We start from the raw sequence: 20926 nt of genomic DNA on the forward strand, positions 1-20926 counted from the left end.
TATCGTGTCTTGAACGTTTATGCTTTTATAGCCACAACACGCTGATGGAGGTCCCTGAACTCGCTAAAGCTCCCCAGGGGTGACGTGGTGTAAGTTAATTAGCATCGCTAGGAGGTAGTGCGATGCACTAGTGCAAGGATGCACGTAGGTAGAATAACGCAGGAGCAGTTATCGAAGATGCTATAGTCGAAGTCACAAAATATTGTTCCTGCAGTTTTGCTATATAGGCTATCCATGGCCAAAACAGCTAGGCTCCAAATGTTAAAAGGCCCATCGTTTACGCGAAGGGCCTTCTAGTTTTACGTATCTGTTGTTCTAAAACATCGCTAAAATGTTGCATACCGCTAAAATAAGCAAAACGATAAAGGTAGCCACAGTACCAGAAAAACGTTGCCATGATGTTCCTGTGCTCTTACCAAGGCCAATAGCATGTAGAAAGCGAGCTGTTACTAATAGCCCTCCTAACAGGTGAAGCATTTGTGCCGATCCGCCATTTAATTCAAAAGCAGCAAATAGTATTAATGCAATAGGAACATATTCAGAAAAATTTCCGTGGATTCTAATTGCTTTTGCAAGTTCTGAATTCTCCCCATCGCCAATTCCAACAGAGTGCTTTTTTCGTAAGCCAATAACCTTAAAAGTTAAAGCGATGTATAAAATAGCTAAAATACCGCCGTAAAATCCGGTAAGCAAAAGTGATGAGTGCATATTATTTTTATCCTGTAGTAAATTTCTGAACCATAGTAGTGTAATTATGTAGTGCAAACAATTATTGCCACTAAATAAAACACAAATATTTTTGCCTTTAAAATCAACGACTATAATTAAGTGATAAGCTACACATGTAATGGACTATCTTGGTTAACTATAGGAAAACTATTGAAATTTATTATTCCAATATTTTTGGGGGCATTGATCTCCTTTGCATTGTTTGCGGTTATGGCATCTCTTGTTGCCACGGAAGAAGTATATATAGAAGAAGTTGATGAATCACCAATCATTAAAATAATCAGTTTACCTAGAGATACTCAGGTTGCTCAAAGGAAACGCAACTTAGAGCCACCGCCTGAGCCAAAACATAAACCGGTAGGTCAGATAAAAATGACTGAACTTGAATCTAATACTGTCATTACTCCCAGTGATATTGACTTGCCTAATATAGAGATTGATAGCAATTTAGCTGATCAAGAGTTTACTGTTGGTGTTATCAAAGATTCTGATGCAATGCCTATCTATCGCTCGTTACCAAGGTACCCACTTGCTGCAGCGAGAGAGAAAATTAAAGGCTGGGTAAAGCTTAGCTTTAGTATTAACCGCTTTGGCAAGGTTGAGAATATTGCGGTTATCGACTCCGAGCCAAAAGTGATTTTTGACCAAGCTGCGATTGATGCTTTACAACACTGGAAATACAAGGCGAAGCTTGAAAATGGTAAAACAGTTCGCCAGGAGTATCTTTCAGTTAGAATCGATTTCGGCAATAAATAACGTTACTAAATAAGTGCCTAATAAGATTTTTTAAGCATTGCAATATGAGGGATATCATCTTCTAAATACATATCTGATACTCGCTTAAAATCATGTTGTATATAATACTTTTCAAGATGTTCTTGTGCCGATATTTTAATATCCTCTCCAGGAAAATGCTGATTGCACAGATCTAGTGCTTGCTTCATCAGTGGGTGACCAATACCTTTACCGCGATAATCAGCTCTTGTTGCTACACGGCCAATACTTGGATAGTCTGGGTAAGAGACTCCCTTTGGCAATATACGTAAATATGCAACTAAATGCTCACCATCGTAACCGAGCAAGTGCAGTACGCCATCAACTCGGTCACAGTCATCTAATTCTGGGTAATAACACGTTTGCTCTACCACAAAAACATCTACTCTTAACTTTAATGCATCGTAAAGCTCTGTGGTGTTTAGCTCAGCAAACGTTTTCGCTTTCCAGTTGATGTTGATACTCATATATTTAGTCTCTAATTATTTATGTCTAGATTGTAATACAGACATTACTTTAGATAAATCTACATTTTGATCGGCTAAAAGCACAAGGGTGTGGTAAAACAAGTCAGCACATTCTCCGATGAACTCTTCTTTTTGGTTTGTAGCTGCAGCAAGTGCAACTTCCACGCCTTCTTCACCCACCTTTTGTGCAACTCGAGCGGTACCGCGTGAAAGTAAGTGGGCAGTATAACTGTCTTCTGGCTTATCATTTTTACGAGTATCGATAATATGCTCTAAATAGCCTAGAAAGTTTTTCTGATTAAAGCCTTCTTCACTGAAGCAAGAGTCAGTTCCTAAATGACAAGTCGGTCCGTGTGGACGGCAACTGATCAGCAAACTATCTTGATCACAATCGGTTAAAACATTTTGAACGAGTAAGTAATTCTTTGAGCTCTCGCCCTTTTGCCATAATCGTTGTTTAGAACGAGAAAAGAACGTGGCTTTACCACTACTTAGTGTTGCGCTTAGTGCTTCTTGACTCATATAGCCTTGCATAAGTACTGCGCCAGTATCGGCGTGTTGGATAATCGCAGGGATCAAATTGTCCATTTTTTCCCAAGCAAGGTCGTTAATATTTTCAGCAGATACAATCATTTTCTTCTCTTCTTGAATTTTGTTAATCCATCTTTAGACAGATAATTTATCATTTATACACGTACAGAAATTTTTTCTGCTTTTAAATAGTGTTTTAAATCTTGAATATCGATAATGCCTTTATGAAAGACACTGGCAGCTAATGCACCATCAACATCGGCTTGTTCAAATACGTCTTTAAAATGTTGCATTGTCCCTGCACCGCCAGAGGCTATTAAAGGGATATTACATACATCTCTGATCATTGATAATTGCTCAATATCATAACCTTGTCGAACGCCGTCTTGATTCATTACATTTAATACAATTTCACCTGCACCACGTTTTTGTACTTCATTGACCCAATCTTTTGTTTGCCACACCGTTTTAGCCGATTTACTTTCATCGCCGGTAAATTGGTAAACTTGATACTGATTACTTTCTTCGTCAAAGTACGAATCAATGCCAACAACAACACATTGTTGACCAAATTGGCGGGTTAATCGTGAAATTAAATCAGGATCGGACAATGCTGGAGAATTGATCGATATTTTATCTGCACCCATCAATAGCATCTTTTGTGCCTCGGCTTCTGTTTTAATGCCGCCGGCAACGCAAAAGGGGATATCGATGACTTGGGCAATCCGTTCAACCCAACTCTTATCTACCACACGCCCATCAGAGCTCGCGGTAATATCGTAAAATACTAATTCATCAGCACCTTCTTCAGCATAGCGTTTCGCCAGAGGAACAATATCACCAATAACTTCATGGTCTCTAAACTTTACGCCTTTAACAACGACACCATCTCGAACATCCAGACAGGGTATTATGCGTTTTGCCAGCATGAAATTGCCTCCGCTAAAGTAAATTTACCTTCTAATAACGCGCGGCCTAAAATAATACCATCGGCACCTGAGAACGCGACATTGTTGATATCATCAAGGCTGCCAATTCCCCCGGATGCTTGCCAGAAAATATTGCTATATTGTTGCTTTAATTGCTGATATAGCTCTACGTTAGACCCTGTTAACGTACCGTCTTTTGATATATCGGTACAAAGCACTTGGCTCACATTTTCTTCACCGTAAAAATCCAGTAATTGTTCTAAGGTAGTATTGCTTTGCTCTATCCATCCATGAGTTGGCAATAATTTATCACCTTGCTCATTTATTTGTACATCTAACGCTAATACTATTTTGTCTTTACCATAAATAGTAAACCAGCTTTTCACCAGTTCTGGCTGCTTGATAGCTAATGAGCCAATAACAACCTTGCTTGCCCCCAATGCTAATAAGTCATCAACATCCTGTTGGCAACGAACACCACCGCCAACTTGTACCGGCATTTTTGCGACACTGATAATTTCTTTTAGTCGTTTGGTTTGGCGCTTGCTGCTATCTTTCGCACCGTCTAAATCAACCAAGTGCAAAATTTTAGCGCCTTGTTGATAATAGCTTTCTACCAATTGCTCAGGTGTTTGTTCATAGCTTGTTTTTTGCTGGTAATCGCCTTGGTATAAACGTACAGTTTGCCCATCAATTAAATCAATAGCTGGAATGATCATCAGCATAACTCCATAAAATTTTTCAATAGTTTTGCGCCTGATTTACCTGAACGTTCAGGGTGAAATTGTACGCCGTAATAGTTATCTTGTTGTAAACTTGCACTAAAGTTTTGACCGTAGTCACACAATGCCAAGGCATGAACTGACTCCGGCGCGCAGTAGGTATGAACAAAGTAAAAGTAGTCTTGCTCGCTGATGTCATTAAATAAAGGTGAAGCTTTAATGTTTTTTAAGGTATTCCAGCCCATATGCGGCAATCTGACCTGTTCATCTGCATTGATTTTAGCTATTTGAGTGTCAATTAGGCCTAAACACGGCGTATCAATATTATTCTCTATAGAGTGTTTAGTCATTAATTGCATACCCAAACAGATACCTAATACAGGCTGTTTAAGCTCGGTGATAACATCAAACAAATTACGCTCATTAATACCTGCCATGGCATACTCAGCGGAGCCAACCCCTGGTAAAAATACCTTTTTAGCGCCCTTGATATCTGCACAATCTTTGGATACTAAAATTTGGTAACCCAAGCGTTGTAATGCAAATTTTAACGAGCTGATATTGGCACAACCTGTATCAATGATCACAGCATCAGCATTTTCGCCAGTCACTTCGTTAGAAGTTAAGTCATTCATTACAATACACCTTTAGAGCTAGGCATAGCATCTCCACTAACCGTGATGGCTTGACCTAATGCACGGCCAAACACTTTAAACAAGCTTTCAACCTGGTGGTGACAATTACCTTTTGTTGTTGAAAGGTGAAGAGTAATCGCCATAGCATCAGTTAAACTCTTGAAAAAATGACTGACCATTTGTGTAGACATACCGCCAACACGGTTATCGGTAAATTCGCTATCAAAAACTAAATGCGCTCGACCAGATAAATCGATACTACACTCAGCTTTGCACTCATCCATTGGTAATACAAAACCGAAACGGGTAATACCACGTTTATTGCCAAGCGCTTGTTTCAACGCATCGCCAAGTGCTAGAGCTGTATCTTCAACACTGTGGTGATCATCGATATGCAAATCACCTTCAACAGTGCAAGTTAATGAGAACCCGCCGTGAGTAGCAATTTGATCAAGCATATGATCAAAAAATCCTATGCCGGTGGCAATATTGTTTGAGCCAGATTTGTCTAAGTTAACTTGTACATTGATATCTGTTTCTTTCGTTGTGCGGGTAACGCTGGCTATGCGAGGGCTGTTTAATAATTGCTCGCTGATATCATTCCAGTTTAAACTTTCACGATTGTATTGAATTCCGGGGAGGCCCATATTCTTTGCCAGAGAAATATCAGTTTCTCGATCACCAATCACAAATGAATTAGCAAAATTAATCTTGCCTTGTTGCAAGTAATCACTCACTAAACCAAGCTTTGGTTTACGACAATTGCAGTTGTCTTCATCAAAATGTGGGCAAATAAGCTGATCTTGAAAGTTAACCCCTTGTGAGGCAAACACTTCCAGCATTTTGTCGTGCGGTAAATCAAAATCAGCTTGTGGGTAGCTATCAGTCCCTAAACCATCTTGATTAGATACGATCACTAAGGTGTAGCCACTTTGTTGAAGCTTTAAAAGTACAGGTATTACGTTTGGTTCAAACACCAACTTTTCTAATGAGTCTACTTGCTTATCACTGACAGGCTCTTCAATTAATGTGCCATCACGATCAATAAATAAGATATCTGATTTAGGCGCTATGTTTTGCATTTTAAGACTTCCTGTTGTTGATTATAACTGTTAATCGCTGATTTAAACTGTTCAAGCTCATTTGCATTGCCAATGCTTACTCGTAAACAATTCTCTAAACTTAATTGGCTTGATTGATTACGAATAAGTACACCTTGCTCTATCAGTGAATTAAATAGGGCATTGGCATCATTCGCTTGAAATAGAATGTAGTTGGTTTTTGAGGTAAATAATTTTACTAACCAAGATTGCTGTTTTAAAAATTCGCTAATCTCTGCAGTTAGCTTATTGGTTTGTAAAACCCTCTGCTGCATCTCATTTAAATTTTCTGTTAACGCTTGGCTTGCAATTACACTTACCGGATTCGAAATAGGGTAAGGAGCAATAATTTTGCTCATCATAGTAATTACTTCTTCACTCGCTAAAGTAAATCCACAGCGTAAACCTGCTAATGCAAACGCTTTTGATAACGTTCTTAAAATCACTAAATTAGGGTACTCGTTCAGTAATTTTGCAAAAGATAGTTCAGGGCAAAATTCAATATATGCTTCATCAACGACGACCAAAGCCGAGTTTTTAAATAACTCTAGTGTGGCAATGATATCTTTTTTATTTATCACATCACCTGTTGGGTTATTTGGTGAGCAGATAAATACAATTTTTGCGTTATCTTTGTTATCACTTAATTCAGCTAAGTCGAGCTGTAAGTCATCAGTTAACGGAACTAAGGTTACGTTTATCGCATGAGATTTCGCACTTATCGCGTACATGCCATAGGTTGGCGGACAAATAATAATGTTATCCTGCGCTGATTGACAAAAGGTTCTAATCAATACTTCTATGCCTTCGTCAGCACCGCGAGTAGCTAATATTTGTTTATTATCTACCCCTGCATATTCTGCATAAGCATTAATAAGCTGTTGTGGTTGAAAGTCTGGGTAGCGATTAAGGTTATTTAAACTAACATCAAGTTGGTTATTCCCGCCGGCTTCATTGGCATTTAGCCAAAAACTACCACCAGATTGTTCGCGACGAGCTGATTGATAAGGCACCATGTTCAGCACATCTTCGCGGACTAAATTGTTGATTAAATTAAACGATTTATCCGTCATAATTATTTCTCCAAACGTATGGTTACTGCACGTTGATGTGCATCTAACCCTTCCGCATCGGTTAGTTCAATAATTGTTTCGGCTAAAGACTGTAAGCCTTTTTTGCTTAGTTCCTGCACTGTATAGCGTCGAGAAAAGTCAGCTAGTGATAACGACGATATTACTTTTGAGTACCCATACGTGGGTAATACGTGATTTGTGCCACTGGCATAATCACCGGCAGACTCTGGAGAGTAATCGCCAACAAAAATAGAACCGGCAGAGCGTATTTTTGTCATTAACTGCTGTGGATTTTCAGTTTGAATACTTAAATGCTCAGGACCATATAGGTTAGATACTTGTACCGCTTCATTGATGTCATCACAAACAATTAATCGACTTTCGCTTAACGCTTGCTTAGCGATATCTTTACGACTTAATAATTCTACTTGCAGGTCAAGCTCTGTTTGTACATTGCTCGCCACATTAGCTGAATTGGTCACTAATATTACCTGAGAATCTGGACCATGCTCTGCTTGTGATAATAAATCTGCAGCTACAAATGCCGGAGTTGCGCTTTCATCGGCAATCACTAATAGCTCAGATGGTCCTGCTGGCATATCAATAGCAAAACCAGGAACCAATTGTGAAAGTTGTTTCTTAGCCTCTGTGACAAAACGATTACCAGGGCCAAATACTTTATTCACCGGTTTAATTGTTTCAGTGCCAAGCGCGAGGGCTGCAATTGCCTGTGCTCCACCTATGGTATAAATCTCTTTAATTTGACAAAGCTTTGCTGCATAGATAATTTCATCAGCAATGTCACCTTGCTTGTTTGGTGGACAAACCAAAACAACTCGATTACAGCCAGCTAATTTAGCCGGCACACCTAGCATTAAAACGGTTGATGGAAGCGGAGCAGAACCAGCCGGAATATATAAGCCAACACTGTCAATCGCTTCTGTTTTAAGAGTGCACTTAACGCCAGGCATAGTTTCGACAACAATGTCGGTAGTTTTTTGGGCGATATGAAAGCGTTCAATTTGACCGTAGGCTGTTTGAATGGCCAATTTTCGTTTGTCTGATAAACGTTGCGTCGCTTTAACTACGGCTTTATCAGTCAATAGCAAAGAACTCAGATTAACCTTGTCAAACTCCGCCGTTAAGTCAAACAAGGCGTTATCACCTTGCTTGTCTACTCTTTTAATTATGTTTGCAACGGTTTTACTTAAACCTTTATTATCACTAATCGCAGGTCTTGAAAGAGCTTTCGTTTGTTCACTAGTATTTAATGTTGACCAATTTAACATGTGTTATCCCATCATTTTTTCAATTGGCATAACCAAGATAGAATTACAGCCTAATTCTTTTAGCTCTTCCATGGTTTCCCAGAAGAATGTTTCGGTGCTCACCATGTGAATAGCAACTCTGTCATCACGCTCCGCAAGAGGTAAAACCGTAGGTGTTTCACTACCAGGCATAAGCGCTACTACTTCGTTCAACTTGTCTTTAGGAGCGTGCATCATGATGTATTTACTTTCTTTGGCCTTTAATACCCCTTCAATGCGAGGAATTAAGGTATTTAGTGTCTTTTGCTTTTCAGTTGATAGAGGCTGACTACCTTGAATTAACGCCGCTTTCGATTGATAGATAACTTCAACTTCTTTTAAGCCATTTGCTTCTAATGTAGTGCCTGTTGAAACTAAATCGCATATACCATCAGCTAAGCCAACTCGAGGAGCAACTTCTACCGAGCCGTTTAACTTACAGAATTCAAATTTAATATTATTGTCATTGGCAAAGCGCGTTAGCAGTCTTGGGTAAGTCGTTGCTAAACGCAATCCATCTAAGCTTTGAATACCTTGATATTCAGTTTCTTCAGGTAATGCAATTGACAACCGACAGCCACCAAACTTAAGTGACATAATCTTATTGTAGTCACTATTTTCATTGGTTAACTCACGCTCTAACGCGTGTTCTTCTAAAGTGTTGTCACCAACAATACCAAGATCACACACACCATCCATCACTAAACCAGGAATATCTGAGCTGCGCACTAGCATCAAATCAATTGGCATATTTGCTACATGCGCTAACAAACGACGATCGGCTAAATTAATTTTCATACCACAACGCTTGAATAAGCTTTGTGATTCATCACTTAAACGGCCAGATTTTTGTATGGCAATTCTAAGTCTCTGCTTGTCGGTAGTAGTCATTTGTTGCTCCAAAATAAATATTTATAAATTTGTAATTTTAATCAGTTTAAACGGAATTCAGAGGCATGAGTCGAATTTGATGCCATCCTTGGCAAGTCGACATTCCATCATCCATGAAGTAAAAAACCCCGAAAAAGTGGACTCTTTCGGGGCATTGCTTATTTTGAGCGTCGCTTTAAGAGTCCATAGACCCTCAGCGAATAACCTGAGGGCTAGTCGATAATATGATGACGATGATGTAAGTTCAGGTTAAACATTATGTATTCTCTTTAAAATAAGGAGCTTAGCTGTAGCACCAGCTCTGTTATGAACACAATAATGTTTTTTAGGTCCAATCGTCAATAGTTATTTATGAAATAAATGTGAATAATTAAATACATTTTTGCATAAGTCATAACTTTTTTATTTTTTGTGGCTAGGCAATTGATAAATAGCTTAACGTATTTACTAAATGATAGATGTATTCAGTTCGGTTTTAATTGTTTTAATTGTTTACCTAAAATAGTTACTGGTTATAATATTGCTTTCTTCACTTTACCAAAAGCATACTTAATTAATGACCAGTTTAACTACCACTGTTGCTAAAGCTTTTGCTAAAGATGGTCCTCTTGCTAAAGTTATTCCTGGATTTAACCCTCGCCAAGCACAACTTGATATGGCAAACGAAGTTGATCTGGCTATAAAGAATAAAGCTAAGTTAATTGTTGAGGCCGGCACCGGTACTGGTAAAACGTTCGCTTATTTAATTCCTGCATTAGCATCCAAGAAAAAGGTGATCGTTTCAACTGGAACAAAAAACTTGCAAGAGCAGCTGTTCCATAAAGACTTGCCCTTAGTCAAAAAAGCCCTAGAAAGTGGTCATAAAATTGCACTATTAAAAGGGCGGTCCAATTATTTGTGTTTATTTCGCTTAGAAGAAAATTTTTCCAGTTCAACTGAAAAACGTCATCAAGTTGGTGGCGCACTAGATGCTAAAACATTGCAAGACCTTGTCGCAGTTAGGCAATGGTCGAGCAGTACTCAATCTGGAGATATTGGAGAGTTAACCAATGTTGCTGAAGACTCGTTAATATTTGCGCAAATAACGTCTACCACAGATAACTGCTTAGGCAGAAATTGCCCTGAATATGAAAAATGCTATTTGGTAAAAGCGAGAGAAAGAGCAATTGACGCTGACTTGGTGGTTGTTAACCATCACCTGTTTTTTGCGGATATGGCCCTTAAAGATACAGGGTTTGGTGAGTTAATTCCTCAATCTGATGTCGTTATTTTTGATGAAGCCCATCAACTCGGTGATATTGCTAGTGAATATTTTGGCCAAGCTTTTTCAACCAAGCAATTACTTGAACTCGCACTGGATTGCCTGCAGCAATATAAAATTGATTTAACCGATGTAAAACAACTTGCTAAGGCTGCTGAAAAGTTACAACGTACGGCAGGGGATTTTAGGCTGCTTTTTGCTCAAGATCCCGAACGTGGGAATTGGCGTCATAAAGTAAGCCAAGCACAGTTTGCTCGAGCATTCGCTCAATTACATACCGACTTAAAATTTTTATTTGATGTATTAAAAATATGTGTCTCGCGCAGTGAAGCGATAGACAATTGCTTTGATAGAGCAACCGAACTGTTAACAAAGTACGACATTATGAATAATACCGAAAGTTTTGGTATGAGTTTATGGTATGAAACCACGCGTAGGCATGTTGTATTGCACCAAACGCCATTATCTGTTGCCGATAAATTTCAACAATTTATTGATGATTCAGAATCGGCTTGGGTGTTCACCTCGGCGACCTTAGCGGTAAATGGCAACTTTAGTCACTTTAGTGACGAGCTGGGCTTGGCACAAGCAAAGCAATTATTATTGGAAAGTCCGTTCAATTATCCTACGCAATCCAAATTGTTTGTCCCTAGGTATCTGCCTGAAGCAAATCACCATTCACGCTCTCAGGCGTTAGTTAACATTGCCATGCCGTTAATAAAAGCCAGTAACGGCAGCTGTTTTATGTTGTTCACGTCTTATCGAATGTTAAACCAAGTGGCTGAGTTGTTGAGCGATGAAATTGACAACCCTTTGTTAGTACAAGGTCAAATGGCAAAGAGTGTGTTGTTAGACAGTTTTGTGGAGCAAAAGGATGCAGTCCTACTTGCAACGGCTTCTTTTTGGGAAGGCGTTGATGTAAGGGGGGATAACTTAACCTGTGTTATTATTGATAAATTGCCATTTAGTGCACCAGATGAGCCATTGCTGCAAGCTAAAAGTGAAGATGTTAAACGCAAAGGTGGCGATCCCTTTGGTCAAATTCAACTCCCGCAAGCAGTTATCGCGTTGAAGCAGGGAGTAGGGCGATTAATTAGGGATGTGAGCGATCAAGGTGTACTTGCTATTTGTGATAGTCGTATAGTTAATCGTCCTTACGGACAAGTGTTTTTATCCAGTTTGCCAAACATGGATAGAACAAGAGATATAAATAGCGCTGTTAAATTTTTGCAGCGTATAAATACCGATAATAAGATAAACTAGTATTATTACTAGTGCATCCTAAAATGATGTCAATTCAATTGTAAAGAGAGACTAATAGTGAACTATTTGGCCATTGATGCCTCAACAGAAGCTTGTTCTGTTGCCTTAACATTTCAAGGTGAAATTTATAGCCGTTATGAGTTATGCCCGCAATCGCACAGTTTATTGTTGTTGCCGATGGTTGACGAAGTATTAAAAGAAGCTGGTGTTAAACTGAATCAACTTGATGGTTTGATCTATGGCCGTGGTCCGGGCAGCTTTACTGGTGTTCGAATCGGCATAGGTGTTGCGCAAGGTTTAGGCTATTCATCTAAGTTAAAATTGGTGGGTGTTTCAACATTACAAACCATGGCGCAATTAGCGTATTTAAACCATGGGCACACCCAGGTGATTTCAGCCATAGACGCCCGAATGAGCGAAGCATATTGTGGCATGTATACCGTTGATGAAAATCAAATCATGCAAGCTGTTATACCAGAAGCGGTAATTGCTCCTGAATTTGTTAATGAATTAACAAAAGATGATAGAAGCTCCGCTGACTTAGTGGGTGTTGGCAGTGCTTGGGCTGCCTACCCGCAACAGTTAAGTAATATTGAGCAAATAACGATTAATAAAGAAGTTGAATTTCCTAATGCGGTTGCCATGTTACCAATCGGGATAAAAGAATTTGAAAAGGGTAACGCGATTGACGCTCAACATGCTGAGCCTGTGTATTTACGTGATACTGTAACCTGGAAAAAATTACCGGGCAGAGAGTAATCTTTACGGCAACAATCCCTAGTATTGGAGATAAACCATTAAAAATAAACCGGATGCAATACCAGCGAATAAAACATCATCAATATATCACTTTTTAACGACCAACTTCTGGTCGTTACTGGTTGTTGCTTTCGTGTTAAAAGAAACGCCATATATAGGTATTCCATTTAATTGGCTGGAAAGTTACTTTCATGAATTAAGTCATGGTTTAGCTGCACTTGTAACTGGCGGTAGAATACTGCAAATAGAATTGTTTCCAAATGGTGCAGGACTGTGTACTACTCAAGGCGGTATTGCGTTTATCATTGCTTTTTCAGGGTATGCTGGAGCGGTCGGTTGGGGAGTGTTAATTTACAGAATTGCTGAGTTTAAATCTTCAATCAGCCGTTATTTTAGTTTATTTATTGTGTTTGTCTTAGCCTTGTCATGCATACTGTGGGTTCGGGATTTACTTACTTTAGTGATTATTTTAATTCTTATTGCAACCTTTGCTTTAAGTATTAAAATTTCTCATTTTAATTTTTTACCGGTTATATTAAAACTGTTTGCTATTATGGTGTTATTGAATAGTTTAAGCTCTCCCTTATATCTTCTTGATGGTCGCGGTATTGGCGATGGTAGTGCATTAGCTGAGATCACATTTATTCCTGAAATAGTATGGATTTTAATTTGGTCGGCAATCGGTATTTATTCAATATTCAGATTAGCAAAAAAATAATACTAATCTCGACAATAAGGATTCATTTTGATTCGTGACGTAAGCTACAAACTAGTTCATGGGAAAATTGCAGGCATCACCTTGGGTAATCCAAAGGCCCCTGTAGTTTTATGCTTGCATGGTTGGCTTGATAATTGTGCCAGCTTTTTACCTTTTTTTGATGCCTTAATCGAGCAAAAAAGCGAACTGTTAAATCAATACCAATTCGTCGCAATCGATTGGCCAGGACACGGTCATTCAGATCATCGCAGCTCAGATGCACATTATCATTTCATCGATTGGTGTTACGACTTATTGCAATTACTTGATGTTAATCAATGGCAACAAATCACGATAATAGGCCATTCAATGGGCGGTATGGCTGCAACATTATTTACCTCGGCCTTTAACGACAAAGTCGATGAATTGATATTAGTTGAGTCAATTGGTTTATTAACTCAAAACGAAAACCCGAGTGAGCAATTACGCAAAGGCATGCTAAGTCGTTTGCAGCTTCAACAAAAACAAACAACAGTCCACCAAAGTGTTGAAGCAGCGGTCAAAGCAAGAATGAATGTGTCTGATTTAAGTGACAACGATGCCAAATTGTTGGTAGAACGTGGCTTACAAACGGTTGAAAGTGGCGTCACATGGCGCTCAGATGCAAGGTTGAGAAATGTATCTCCGCAACGTTTTTCGTTAAAACAAGCGATTCAAATAGTGTCTAATTTACATTGTCCGATAACTCTCGCGATTGGTGAAAATGGCTTTGATATGGTTCAAACGGGCGTTAAGATCTTTGCTGAACATATTTCTTGCTACCAACAGTATACAATCAACGGTGGCCATCATCCTCATATGGAAAGTCCAAAAGCGTTTATAGACATTGTTGAGAAAGCCCTTAAAAAAAATTAAATTAATCTTTTCTGGTCATACCTCTTGCAATTGTTGCTCATTGTGAAATGATAAGTGCCTAAAAATAAGGCCGTCTATACTCATAACATATAATTAAATAGAGATAGAACGGAAAATAAGAAAAGGGTGTCATTGTATTAACCAACAGTGAGATTTACCCTAAAAGTAACAGGAGATGTAGTGTGGAAAAAATTTGGCTGGAAAAAAGTTACCCTCCAGGAGTGCCATTTGAGATAGATGCTGACAAATATAAATCGTTAGCAGAGATGTTTTTCCAATACAGTAACAAATATTCAGATAAGACTGCATTCATCAATATGGATGTATCGATTACTTATCGACAATTAGAACAGCAAGCAAAATCATTCGCGGCTTATTTACAAAACGACTTAGGAATGAAAAAAGGCGACAAGCTTGCCATTATGGTTCCTAACTCATTGCAGTATCCTATTGCGCTGTTTGGCGGTTTAATTGCCGGCATCACCATAGTTAATGTTAATCCGCTATATACGGCTCGCGAACTTAAGCATCAATTAAATGACTCTGGTGCGAAAGCCATCGTTATCATTGAAAACTTTGCGCATACCCTAGAAGAAATTATTACCGACACTCCAATAGAGCATGTGATATTAACGTCCTTAGGCGATCGCTTAGGAACAATTAAAGGGACTGTGGTTAACTTAGTCGTTAAGTATATTAAAAAAATGGTGCCTAAGTTCAATTTAGCCAACACCATATCATTTAATCATGTGGTCGCTAAAGGAGACCCTGAAAAGTTTACCCCAGCAGACATAAACGGTGAAGACTTAGCCTTTTTACAATATACCGGTGGTACAACAGGAGTTTCTAAAGGCGCGATGTTAACGCACCGCAACTTGGTTGCTAATTTAGAACAGGCGAAAGGCGTTTTAAAACCTGTACTCGTTGAGGGTGAAGAGTTTGTTGTGACAGCTTTACCGCTTTATCATATCTTTGCCTTAACAGCGAATTGCTTAACCTTTTTAACGCTAGGTGGTACAAATTTATTGATCACTAACCCTAGAGATATGCCTGGTTTTGTAAAAGAGTTAACTAAATACAAATTTACTGTTATTACCGGTGTAAATACTTTATTTAATGGCTTATTAAATACTCCAGGGTTTAAAAATCTAGACTTTAGCAAGTTAAAAGTTGCTATGGGCGGCGGCATGGCCGTACAACAACCCGTAGCAGAGCGTTGGCAGCAAGTAACTAAAACAGGATTGATAGAAGGTTATGGTTTAACCGAATGTTCACCGTTTGTGACGATAAGTCCTTATAACCTTGAAGGTTATGACGGCAGCATAGGTATACCGGCACCGTCAACGGATATTAAAATTATTGCTGATGATGGTAGCGAGTGTGGTCTTGGTGAGCCTGGTGAAATGTATGTAAAAGGCCCGCAAGTGATGAAAGGCTACTACAATCGTGTCGATGCAACTAACGAAATTTTAAACGATGGTTGGCTGGCAACTGGTGATATCGCCTCAGTAGATGAGCGTGGCTTTTTCAATATAGTTGACCGTAAGAAAGATATGATCATAGTTTCAGGGTTCAATGTATTTCCGAACGAAATAGAAGAAGTGGTTATGATGCACTCAGGTGTTTTAGAAACTGCCGCTATTGGCGTTCCTCATGAAGTAAACGGCGAAAGTGTCAAGATTTTTGTGGTGAAAAAAGATCCAGCACTAACCGAAAAAGACTTAATAAGTCATTGCCGCAGTAATTTAACTAACTATAAGGTACCTAAACTGATTGAATTTAGAGATGAGCTACCAAAATCAAATGTTGGTAAAATACTGAGAAAAGACCTTAGGTAAACTTCGAATACGCTCTGCTCCGAATACGCTGACGCTTCGATAACTTCTTCGAGATTCGGAGTGCAACGTATTCGCGATTCGTGACTATTCAGTTACGAATCCGTAGCTACGCTACTTCGCATACGCTATGCTCCGAATACGCTACTCTTCGATTACTTCTTCGAAATGAAATGTATTCGTGATTCGATACTAAGTTGGTTTAAATAATACTGCCCCTAAGTTTCTATACTTAGGGGCTTTTTAATATAATTCGTTTCGAATTCATTACTTTGTAATTTCGAATCCGTAGCTTCGATAACTTCTTCGTAATTCGAAGTGCAACGTATTCGCAATTCGCTGCTTATTTGTAATCGTCTTTAAAGTGATCAACCCACATCGCAGTCGCGCCACATATAGCCACAGGCATTAACACTAAATTTACTATAGGTATCATTGCAAAAACGGTAACGGTTAAACCAAAACTGAAACTCTTACCTTTATGCTCGGCTAGTTTATCGCGCATCTCAATAAAGCCAATTTTATGATTATCAAATGGATAGTCACAATATTGCACTGCCATCATCCAAGCAACGAAAGTGAACCATATTACTTGTCCAAAAACAGGAATAACCCACAATAATAAAAAGAATCCTATCGCTCTGGGTAAGTAATACACTAGCTTGCGCCATTCTCGCGATAATGTTCTAGGTATATCTTTTATGACATCACCAAAGCCACCTCCGGCAACAGACTGCCCGGTAAGGTGTTGCTCCAGCTTTTCACTTAACAAGCCGTTAAAAGGTGCCGCAAGCCAGTTTGCCACGGTAGAAAACAAAAATGAAAAACAAATCAACGCGGTGATATAAAGCAATGGCTCAGCAAAATAGGTTAACCAAGCTAACCCTTCAGGTAACCAAAGCTCAAATGATTTGATCAATTCAGAGATGTAACCTGTTAAATAGTAAAACGCTGAGGCAAATAGAATTAAATTCACCAATAATGGTATAAATACAAATCGTCTGAGCCCTGGGGTTCTGATCAGTTTGAAACCTTGCATAAAATAACCAGCGCCGCTTTGGGCAATTGGTTGCTGAATGCTTACTGTCATTGAATTTTCCTTACACGAAATATTTGCAGTTAGTATAACTAAACTTATAACAATTCAAAGCCAATAACTGTTACAAACCATGTGGTATACCAATTAGCTTAATTATTTGATCATTTAGAGCATTGTAACGACATTAGAACAAACAAGGTTTTTGTAAATATAGTTATTCTACATTAAAAAAAATTGTGCCGTTATCATGTTGTTACAGTTCTCCCGAAGGGCGAGTTTAAATGGCTTATAAACGGCGTTATTAATTTTGACAAGGGAATAACCATTCTCTGCAATTAATGCCTTGCATATAAGCCATTTAATTCTCGCTAAAAGACCAAATAATTATGCTAACTGGTATTAATTTGCTAAGGTAATAAACATAAAATGTATCTACCACGACAAGTGCAGATTTTAACTATAAACGTTGTTTAACAACTGAATAAAAACAATAACATTCAATGCGCCTAAAAACGATAAAATTAGCTGGATTCAAATCTTTTGTTGATGTCACTACTGTGCCATTTCCACAAGATATGACTGCTATTGTTGGCCCGAATGGTTGTGGAAAATCCAATATTATTGATGCCGTACGTTGGGTACTTGGTGAAAGTTCTGCCAAAAACTTACGCGGTGACAGCATGACCGATGTTATTTTTAATGGTTCTAGTGCAAGAAAACCGGTAGGGCAAGCAAGTGTCGAACTTGTATTTGATAATACCGACCAACGTATCCAAGGCTCTATGGCAGATCGAAGCGAAATATCCATTCGCCGTACTGTTAATCGAGATTCGCAAAATACCTATTACCTTAATGGCAGTAAATGTCGTCGCAAAGATATTACCGACATATTCCTTGGCACAGGTCTGGGACCAAGAAGCTATGCCATTATCGAACAAGGTATGATTTCAAAGTTAATTGAATCTAAACCTCAAGATCTTCGAGTGTTTATTGAAGAGGCTGCTGGCGTATCTAAATACAAAGAGCGTCGACGAGAAACTGAAACACGAATTCGTCACACCAGAGAAAATTTATCTCGTCTCGCTGATATCAGGCAAGAGTTAGCTATCCAAATAGAACGGTTGCATGGCCAATCACAAGCTGCCGTTAGATTTAAACAATTAAAAGTAAAAGAACGCACCTTAAAAGCTGAGCTCACTGCGATAAAGTGGCGCTACTGTAAGGATAAATTAGAGAAATTTAAACTGCAGGAGTTGAACCTTGAGCGTAAAATCGATGAACTCGTTGCTAAGCAAAGAGAATCTGAACTTGCTATTGTAAAAGCGAGAAGCACACAAGATACAGGCGCAGATAAAATAGCTGTGTTGCAACAACGAAAATTAACGTTAACCACTGAAATTACGCGCTTGGAACAAAACATTAAGCATGCCAAGCAACGTAAAGAAAGCCTTGGTGAAGATCTAAAAAGACTAGAAGATAGCTGTATTCTTAATAGAGAGTATTTAAATCAAGAGCAGAAAAAACAACAACGCTTGCAAGACATCATTGTTGAGTTAGCACCAAGCCTTGAAGAGAGTGGCTCTCAAATAAAACAATTAACGATACAATTACACGATATTCAACACCGCCAACAAGGCTGGCAGTCGCATTGGGATAACTTTGTACAATCACAGTCTACACATATCAATGCAGTAAATGTTATTGAAACCAAAGTGCAGTCAACAAGTGATTTGATGAATAAAACGGAACAACGTATTGAATCGTTAAAACAACAACTTGTCAGTTATCAATTAGAGCCCTTAAAAACTAAACTTATGCAAAATCAGCAACATGTTGATGAGCAAAAGATGATGTTAGAACAGTTATCTGCTGATGTTGAGGAGCACACCGAGCAATATCAATCGTCAGTTACCGCGCTGGATAATAGCAAAGCTCTACGTGATCAAATATCTGCTGAATTGCAAACGTTACTGTCTAGACAGCAAGCGCTGAGTGAGGTTGATAATCAACGCTCAGATTGGCAGAAAAAACAAAAAAGTTATTTGAACTCGATAGGAATAAACTCACAAAATAATTTAAGTAAACAATTATCTGTGACTCCTGGTTGGGAAAATGCGGTAGAAATGGTGCTGGGGCAGTGGTTAAATGCAACTTGTCTGGATGATTTTCCTGACAGCTTAGGTGTGGACGTTGCGCTGTTGATTCGTTTAAAAGATGAGCCGCAGACTAACTCTGCGAAAGACAGTACATTAGCTCAATTTGTTCAAGGGCAACATCCGTTTAATGAACTACTAAGCCATATCAAGGTTGCCAAAACAGAAATTCAAGCCAAGCAAATGGCAAAACAACTGACCGATGAATATAGCTCTGTAATATGTCCGCAAGGATCTTGGTTTGGACGTTCATGGCTTAAAAAAGGCAATGTTGAACAACAAGCCGGGCAGCTAAAACGACATAACCAACTTAAAGAGTTAGCGCTAAGCATTAACGAGAAGCAGTCAGTATTGAAATCTCATCAGCGTACGTTTGAACAACTACAGGAAACAAACCTTAAACAAAGTACAAGTCTTGAGCAGGTAAAACTGCAACAACAGCAAAACAAGCAAGCTCTTGCACAAATTGAACAAGAAAATCACTTACTTAATCAAGAGTTACAGTTCAAGACAAGTCAACAACAGGGCCTTAAAGACGAATTATTAAAACAAGAAGTTGCTCTCGTTGAAGAGTTAAAAGTGTACGAACGGGTTTTAGCTGAGCAAGCGAAATTAGCGCAATCTGATCAAAATGACAATCAAATTGGTGAAACATTACAACTTGAACGTACGACTTTGCTTCAACAATTGCAGGAAGTACAAGTAAACTTGCAGCAAGTTACCCGTGAAAATCATCAGCAAATTTTAGCTAACGAAAAAGCAAAAACAGAGTTATCCTCTGTTGACACTATCCTTGCACGAGTACAGCAGCAACTATTAACTTCAGAGCAGCAAAAGCAACAACTGATCACTGCGGTGCAAGACAACGAACAGCCAATTATTAATGATCAAAAAACATTACAGAATTTATTGCAACAAAGTGCTGAAAATGATCAACAGCAACAAACCATTAATAAACGACTCGCTGACTCTAACAATCAAATAGAGCAATTTAATAGCAGCCAACAACAGTTATTAGGGTCTATAAACGAACACAGAGAAAAACTGTCTAAGCTTCATGTTGACGCGCAAACTTATAATGTTCGTGCTAAAACAGCGGTAGAACAACTTGCTGAAATGCAGCAAACATTAACAGCTGTGTTAGAACACTTGCCAACTGATGCCAAAGAGTCACAATGGCAAATACAACTTGCTCGAGTAAGTAAAGAGATCTCTCAGCTTGGTGCAATCAATTTAGCGGCTATTGAAGAGTTTGAGGTTCAATCTGAAAGAAAAGAGTTTTTAGATAAACAAAATGAAGATCTGGAGTCAGCATTACGTACACTTGAGTCAGCAATCAATAAAATAGATAAAGAAACCAGACAGAAATTTAAAGAAACCTTTGAACAGGTTAATAATGATCTTAAAGTATTGTTTCCAAAAGTTTTCGGTGGCGGCAGTGCTTACCTTGATTTAACTGGCGAAGATTTACTCGATACCGGTGTAACTATCATGGCTAGACCTCCAGGCAAAAAAAATAGCACAATACACTTACTTTCTGGTGGAGAAAAAGCGCTAACCGCATTATCATTGGTGTTTGCAATATTTAGGTTGAATCCAGCACCTTTTTGTATGTTGGATGAAGTGGATGCACCACTTGATGACGCCAATGTTGGCCGATTCTGTAAATTGGTTGAAGAAATGTCACAAACTGTGCAGTTTATCTTTATAAGTCATAACAAAATAGCTATGGAAATGGCTTCACATTTAACCGGAGTAACTATGCATGAGCCTGGAGTGTCGCGTATGGTTGCAGTTGATATTGATGAAGCTGTCGCTATGGCAGAAGCAGTATAAGCAGGCTTGG

Annotated in this window: 18 protein-coding genes; 7 read left to right on the forward strand and 11 right to left on the reverse strand. The window is 38.7% G+C overall.

Annotated features, from left to right (window positions below; genetic code table 11):
* Positions 1-315: 315 nt before the first annotated feature.
* On the reverse strand, positions 316-708 hold the full coding sequence (locus tag RI845_RS07055) for an MAPEG family protein (RefSeq protein WP_348389029.1): 393 nt from the start codon (positions 706-708) through the stop codon (positions 316-318).
* A gap of 171 nt (positions 709-879) precedes the next feature.
* Between RI845_RS07055 and RI845_RS07060 the strand changes: the two genes are divergently transcribed.
* Positions 880-1485 carry an energy transducer TonB gene (locus RI845_RS07060; RefSeq protein WP_348389030.1) on the forward strand — a complete coding sequence of 202 codons (606 nt, stop codon included), beginning with the start codon at positions 880-882 and terminating at the stop codon, positions 1483-1485.
* Between the two features lie 17 nt (positions 1486-1502).
* Here the strand turns inward: RI845_RS07060 and RI845_RS07065 are convergent, their stop codons facing one another.
* The 9 genes from RI845_RS07065 to hisG are packed head-to-tail and all read right to left on the reverse strand — an operon-like array spanning position 1503 to position 9158.
* Positions 1503-1970, reverse strand: a complete 468-nt coding sequence (locus tag RI845_RS07065) for a GNAT family N-acetyltransferase (RefSeq protein WP_348389031.1) — start codon at positions 1968-1970, stop codon at positions 1503-1505.
* A gap of 15 nt (positions 1971-1985) precedes the next feature.
* Positions 1986-2603: a bifunctional phosphoribosyl-AMP cyclohydrolase/phosphoribosyl-ATP diphosphatase HisIE gene (hisIE, locus tag RI845_RS07070; RefSeq protein ID WP_348389032.1), complete on the reverse strand. Its 618-nt coding sequence runs from the start codon at positions 2601-2603 to the stop codon at positions 1986-1988.
* A 53-nt stretch (positions 2604-2656) separates the two neighbouring features.
* Entirely contained in the window at positions 2657-3430 is a 774-nt protein-coding gene (gene hisF, locus RI845_RS07075) for an imidazole glycerol phosphate synthase subunit HisF (protein WP_348389033.1), read from the reverse strand.
* Positions 3412-4149 carry a 1-(5-phosphoribosyl)-5-[(5-phosphoribosylamino)methylideneamino]imidazole-4-carboxamide isomerase gene (gene hisA / locus RI845_RS07080; protein ID WP_348389034.1) on the reverse strand — a complete coding sequence of 246 codons (738 nt, stop codon included), beginning with the start codon at positions 4147-4149 and terminating at the stop codon, positions 3412-3414. Before hisA ends, hisF begins: the two co-directional genes overlap by 19 nt.
* Complete coding sequence (hisH, locus tag RI845_RS07085; RefSeq protein ID WP_348389035.1) at positions 4149-4787, reverse strand: imidazole glycerol phosphate synthase subunit HisH; 639 nt, start codon at positions 4785-4787, stop codon at positions 4149-4151. The genes hisA and hisH overlap by 1 nt, the downstream gene beginning before the upstream one ends.
* Positions 4787-5869 carry a bifunctional histidinol-phosphatase/imidazoleglycerol-phosphate dehydratase HisB gene (gene hisB / locus RI845_RS07090; RefSeq protein ID WP_348389036.1) on the reverse strand — a complete coding sequence of 361 codons (1083 nt, stop codon included), beginning with the start codon at positions 5867-5869 and terminating at the stop codon, positions 4787-4789. Before hisB ends, hisH begins: the two co-directional genes overlap by 1 nt.
* Positions 5857-6960: a histidinol-phosphate transaminase gene (gene hisC, locus RI845_RS07095; RefSeq protein WP_348389037.1), complete on the reverse strand. Its 1104-nt coding sequence runs from the start codon at positions 6958-6960 to the stop codon at positions 5857-5859. The genes hisB and hisC overlap by 13 nt, the downstream gene beginning before the upstream one ends.
* Positions 6961-6962: 2 nt before the next feature.
* Positions 6963-8249: a histidinol dehydrogenase gene (hisD, locus tag RI845_RS07100; RefSeq protein ID WP_348389038.1), complete on the reverse strand. Its 1287-nt coding sequence runs from the start codon at positions 8247-8249 to the stop codon at positions 6963-6965.
* A gap of 3 nt (positions 8250-8252) precedes the next feature.
* Positions 8253-9158: an ATP phosphoribosyltransferase gene (gene hisG, locus RI845_RS07105; protein WP_348389039.1), complete on the reverse strand. Its 906-nt coding sequence runs from the start codon at positions 9156-9158 to the stop codon at positions 8253-8255.
* 556 nt (positions 9159-9714) lie between these two features.
* Between hisG and RI845_RS07110 the strand changes: the two genes are divergently transcribed.
* From RI845_RS07110 to fadD, 5 genes are all read left to right on the forward strand, one after another.
* Positions 9715-11682 (forward strand): ATP-dependent DNA helicase, encoded by a 1968-nt coding sequence (locus RI845_RS07110; protein ID WP_348389040.1) that lies wholly within the window; start codon positions 9715-9717, stop codon positions 11680-11682.
* A gap of 57 nt (positions 11683-11739) precedes the next feature.
* A complete protein-coding gene (gene tsaB, locus RI845_RS07115) occupies positions 11740-12441 on the forward strand; it encodes a tRNA (adenosine(37)-N6)-threonylcarbamoyltransferase complex dimerization subunit type 1 TsaB (protein ID WP_348389041.1) in 702 nt (233 codons plus the stop codon).
* Positions 12442-12559: 118 nt separating this feature from the next.
* A complete protein-coding gene (locus tag RI845_RS07120; protein ID WP_405054124.1) occupies positions 12560-13159 on the forward strand; it encodes a M50 family metallopeptidase in 600 nt (199 codons plus the stop codon).
* Between the two features lie 27 nt (positions 13160-13186).
* Positions 13187-14053: an alpha/beta fold hydrolase gene (locus RI845_RS07125; RefSeq protein WP_348389042.1), complete on the forward strand. Its 867-nt coding sequence runs from the start codon at positions 13187-13189 to the stop codon at positions 14051-14053.
* A gap of 182 nt (positions 14054-14235) precedes the next feature.
* On the forward strand, positions 14236-15891 hold the full coding sequence (gene fadD / locus RI845_RS07130; RefSeq protein ID WP_348389043.1) for a long-chain-fatty-acid--CoA ligase FadD: 1656 nt from the start codon (positions 14236-14238) through the stop codon (positions 15889-15891).
* A 340-nt stretch (positions 15892-16231) separates the two neighbouring features.
* Here the strand turns inward: fadD and cysZ are convergent, their stop codons facing one another.
* Positions 16232-16978: a sulfate transporter CysZ gene (cysZ, locus tag RI845_RS07135; RefSeq protein WP_348389044.1), complete on the reverse strand. Its 747-nt coding sequence runs from the start codon at positions 16976-16978 to the stop codon at positions 16232-16234.
* Positions 16979-17427: 449 nt separating this feature from the next.
* Here cysZ and smc point away from each other — a divergent pair, with 449 nt between their 5' ends.
* Positions 17428-20916 carry a chromosome segregation protein SMC gene (gene smc, locus RI845_RS07140; RefSeq protein ID WP_348389045.1) on the forward strand — a complete coding sequence of 1163 codons (3489 nt, stop codon included), beginning with the start codon at positions 17428-17430 and terminating at the stop codon, positions 20914-20916.
* Positions 20917-20926 lie beyond the last annotated feature (10 nt).

The organism is Thalassotalea nanhaiensis (genome assembly GCF_031583575.1).
Classification (GTDB): domain Bacteria; phylum Pseudomonadota; class Gammaproteobacteria; order Enterobacterales; family Alteromonadaceae; genus Thalassotalea_A; species Thalassotalea_A nanhaiensis.

What these genes read in the sequence shown, in the direction of transcription:
- RI845_RS07055 (WP_348389029.1), bottom strand. Translation starts at nt 708, where the DNA reads ATGCACTCATCACTTTTGCTTACCGGATTTTACGGCGGTATTTTAGCT.
- RI845_RS07065 (WP_348389031.1), bottom strand. Translation starts at nt 1,970, where the DNA reads ATGAGTATCAACATCAACTGGAAAGCGAAAACGTTTGCTGAGCTAAAC.
- hisIE (WP_348389032.1), bottom strand. Translation starts at nt 2,603, where the DNA reads ATGATTGTATCTGCTGAAAATATTAACGACCTTGCTTGGGAAAAAATG.
- hisF (WP_348389033.1), bottom strand. Translation starts at nt 3,430, where the DNA reads ATGCTGGCAAAACGCATAATACCCTGTCTGGATGTTCGAGATGGTGTC.
- hisA (WP_348389034.1), bottom strand. Translation starts at nt 4,149, where the DNA reads ATGATCATTCCAGCTATTGATTTAATTGATGGGCAAACTGTACGTTTA.
- hisH (WP_348389035.1), bottom strand. Translation starts at nt 4,787, where the DNA reads ATGAATGACTTAACTTCTAACGAAGTGACTGGCGAAAATGCTGATGCT.
- hisB (WP_348389036.1), bottom strand. Translation starts at nt 5,869, where the DNA reads ATGCAAAACATAGCGCCTAAATCAGATATCTTATTTATTGATCGTGAT.
- hisC (WP_348389037.1), bottom strand. Translation starts at nt 6,960, where the DNA reads ATGACGGATAAATCGTTTAATTTAATCAACAATTTAGTCCGCGAAGAT.
- hisD (WP_348389038.1), bottom strand. Translation starts at nt 8,249, where the DNA reads ATGTTAAATTGGTCAACATTAAATACTAGTGAACAAACGAAAGCTCTT.
- hisG (WP_348389039.1), bottom strand. Translation starts at nt 9,158, where the DNA reads ATGACTACTACCGACAAGCAGAGACTTAGAATTGCCATACAAAAATCT.
- RI845_RS07110 (WP_348389040.1), top strand. Translation starts at nt 9,715, where the DNA reads ATGACCAGTTTAACTACCACTGTTGCTAAAGCTTTTGCTAAAGATGGT.
- cysZ (WP_348389044.1), bottom strand. Translation starts at nt 16,978, where the DNA reads ATGACAGTAAGCATTCAGCAACCAATTGCCCAAAGCGGCGCTGGTTAT.
- smc (WP_348389045.1), top strand. Translation starts at nt 17,428, where the DNA reads ATGCGCCTAAAAACGATAAAATTAGCTGGATTCAAATCTTTTGTTGAT.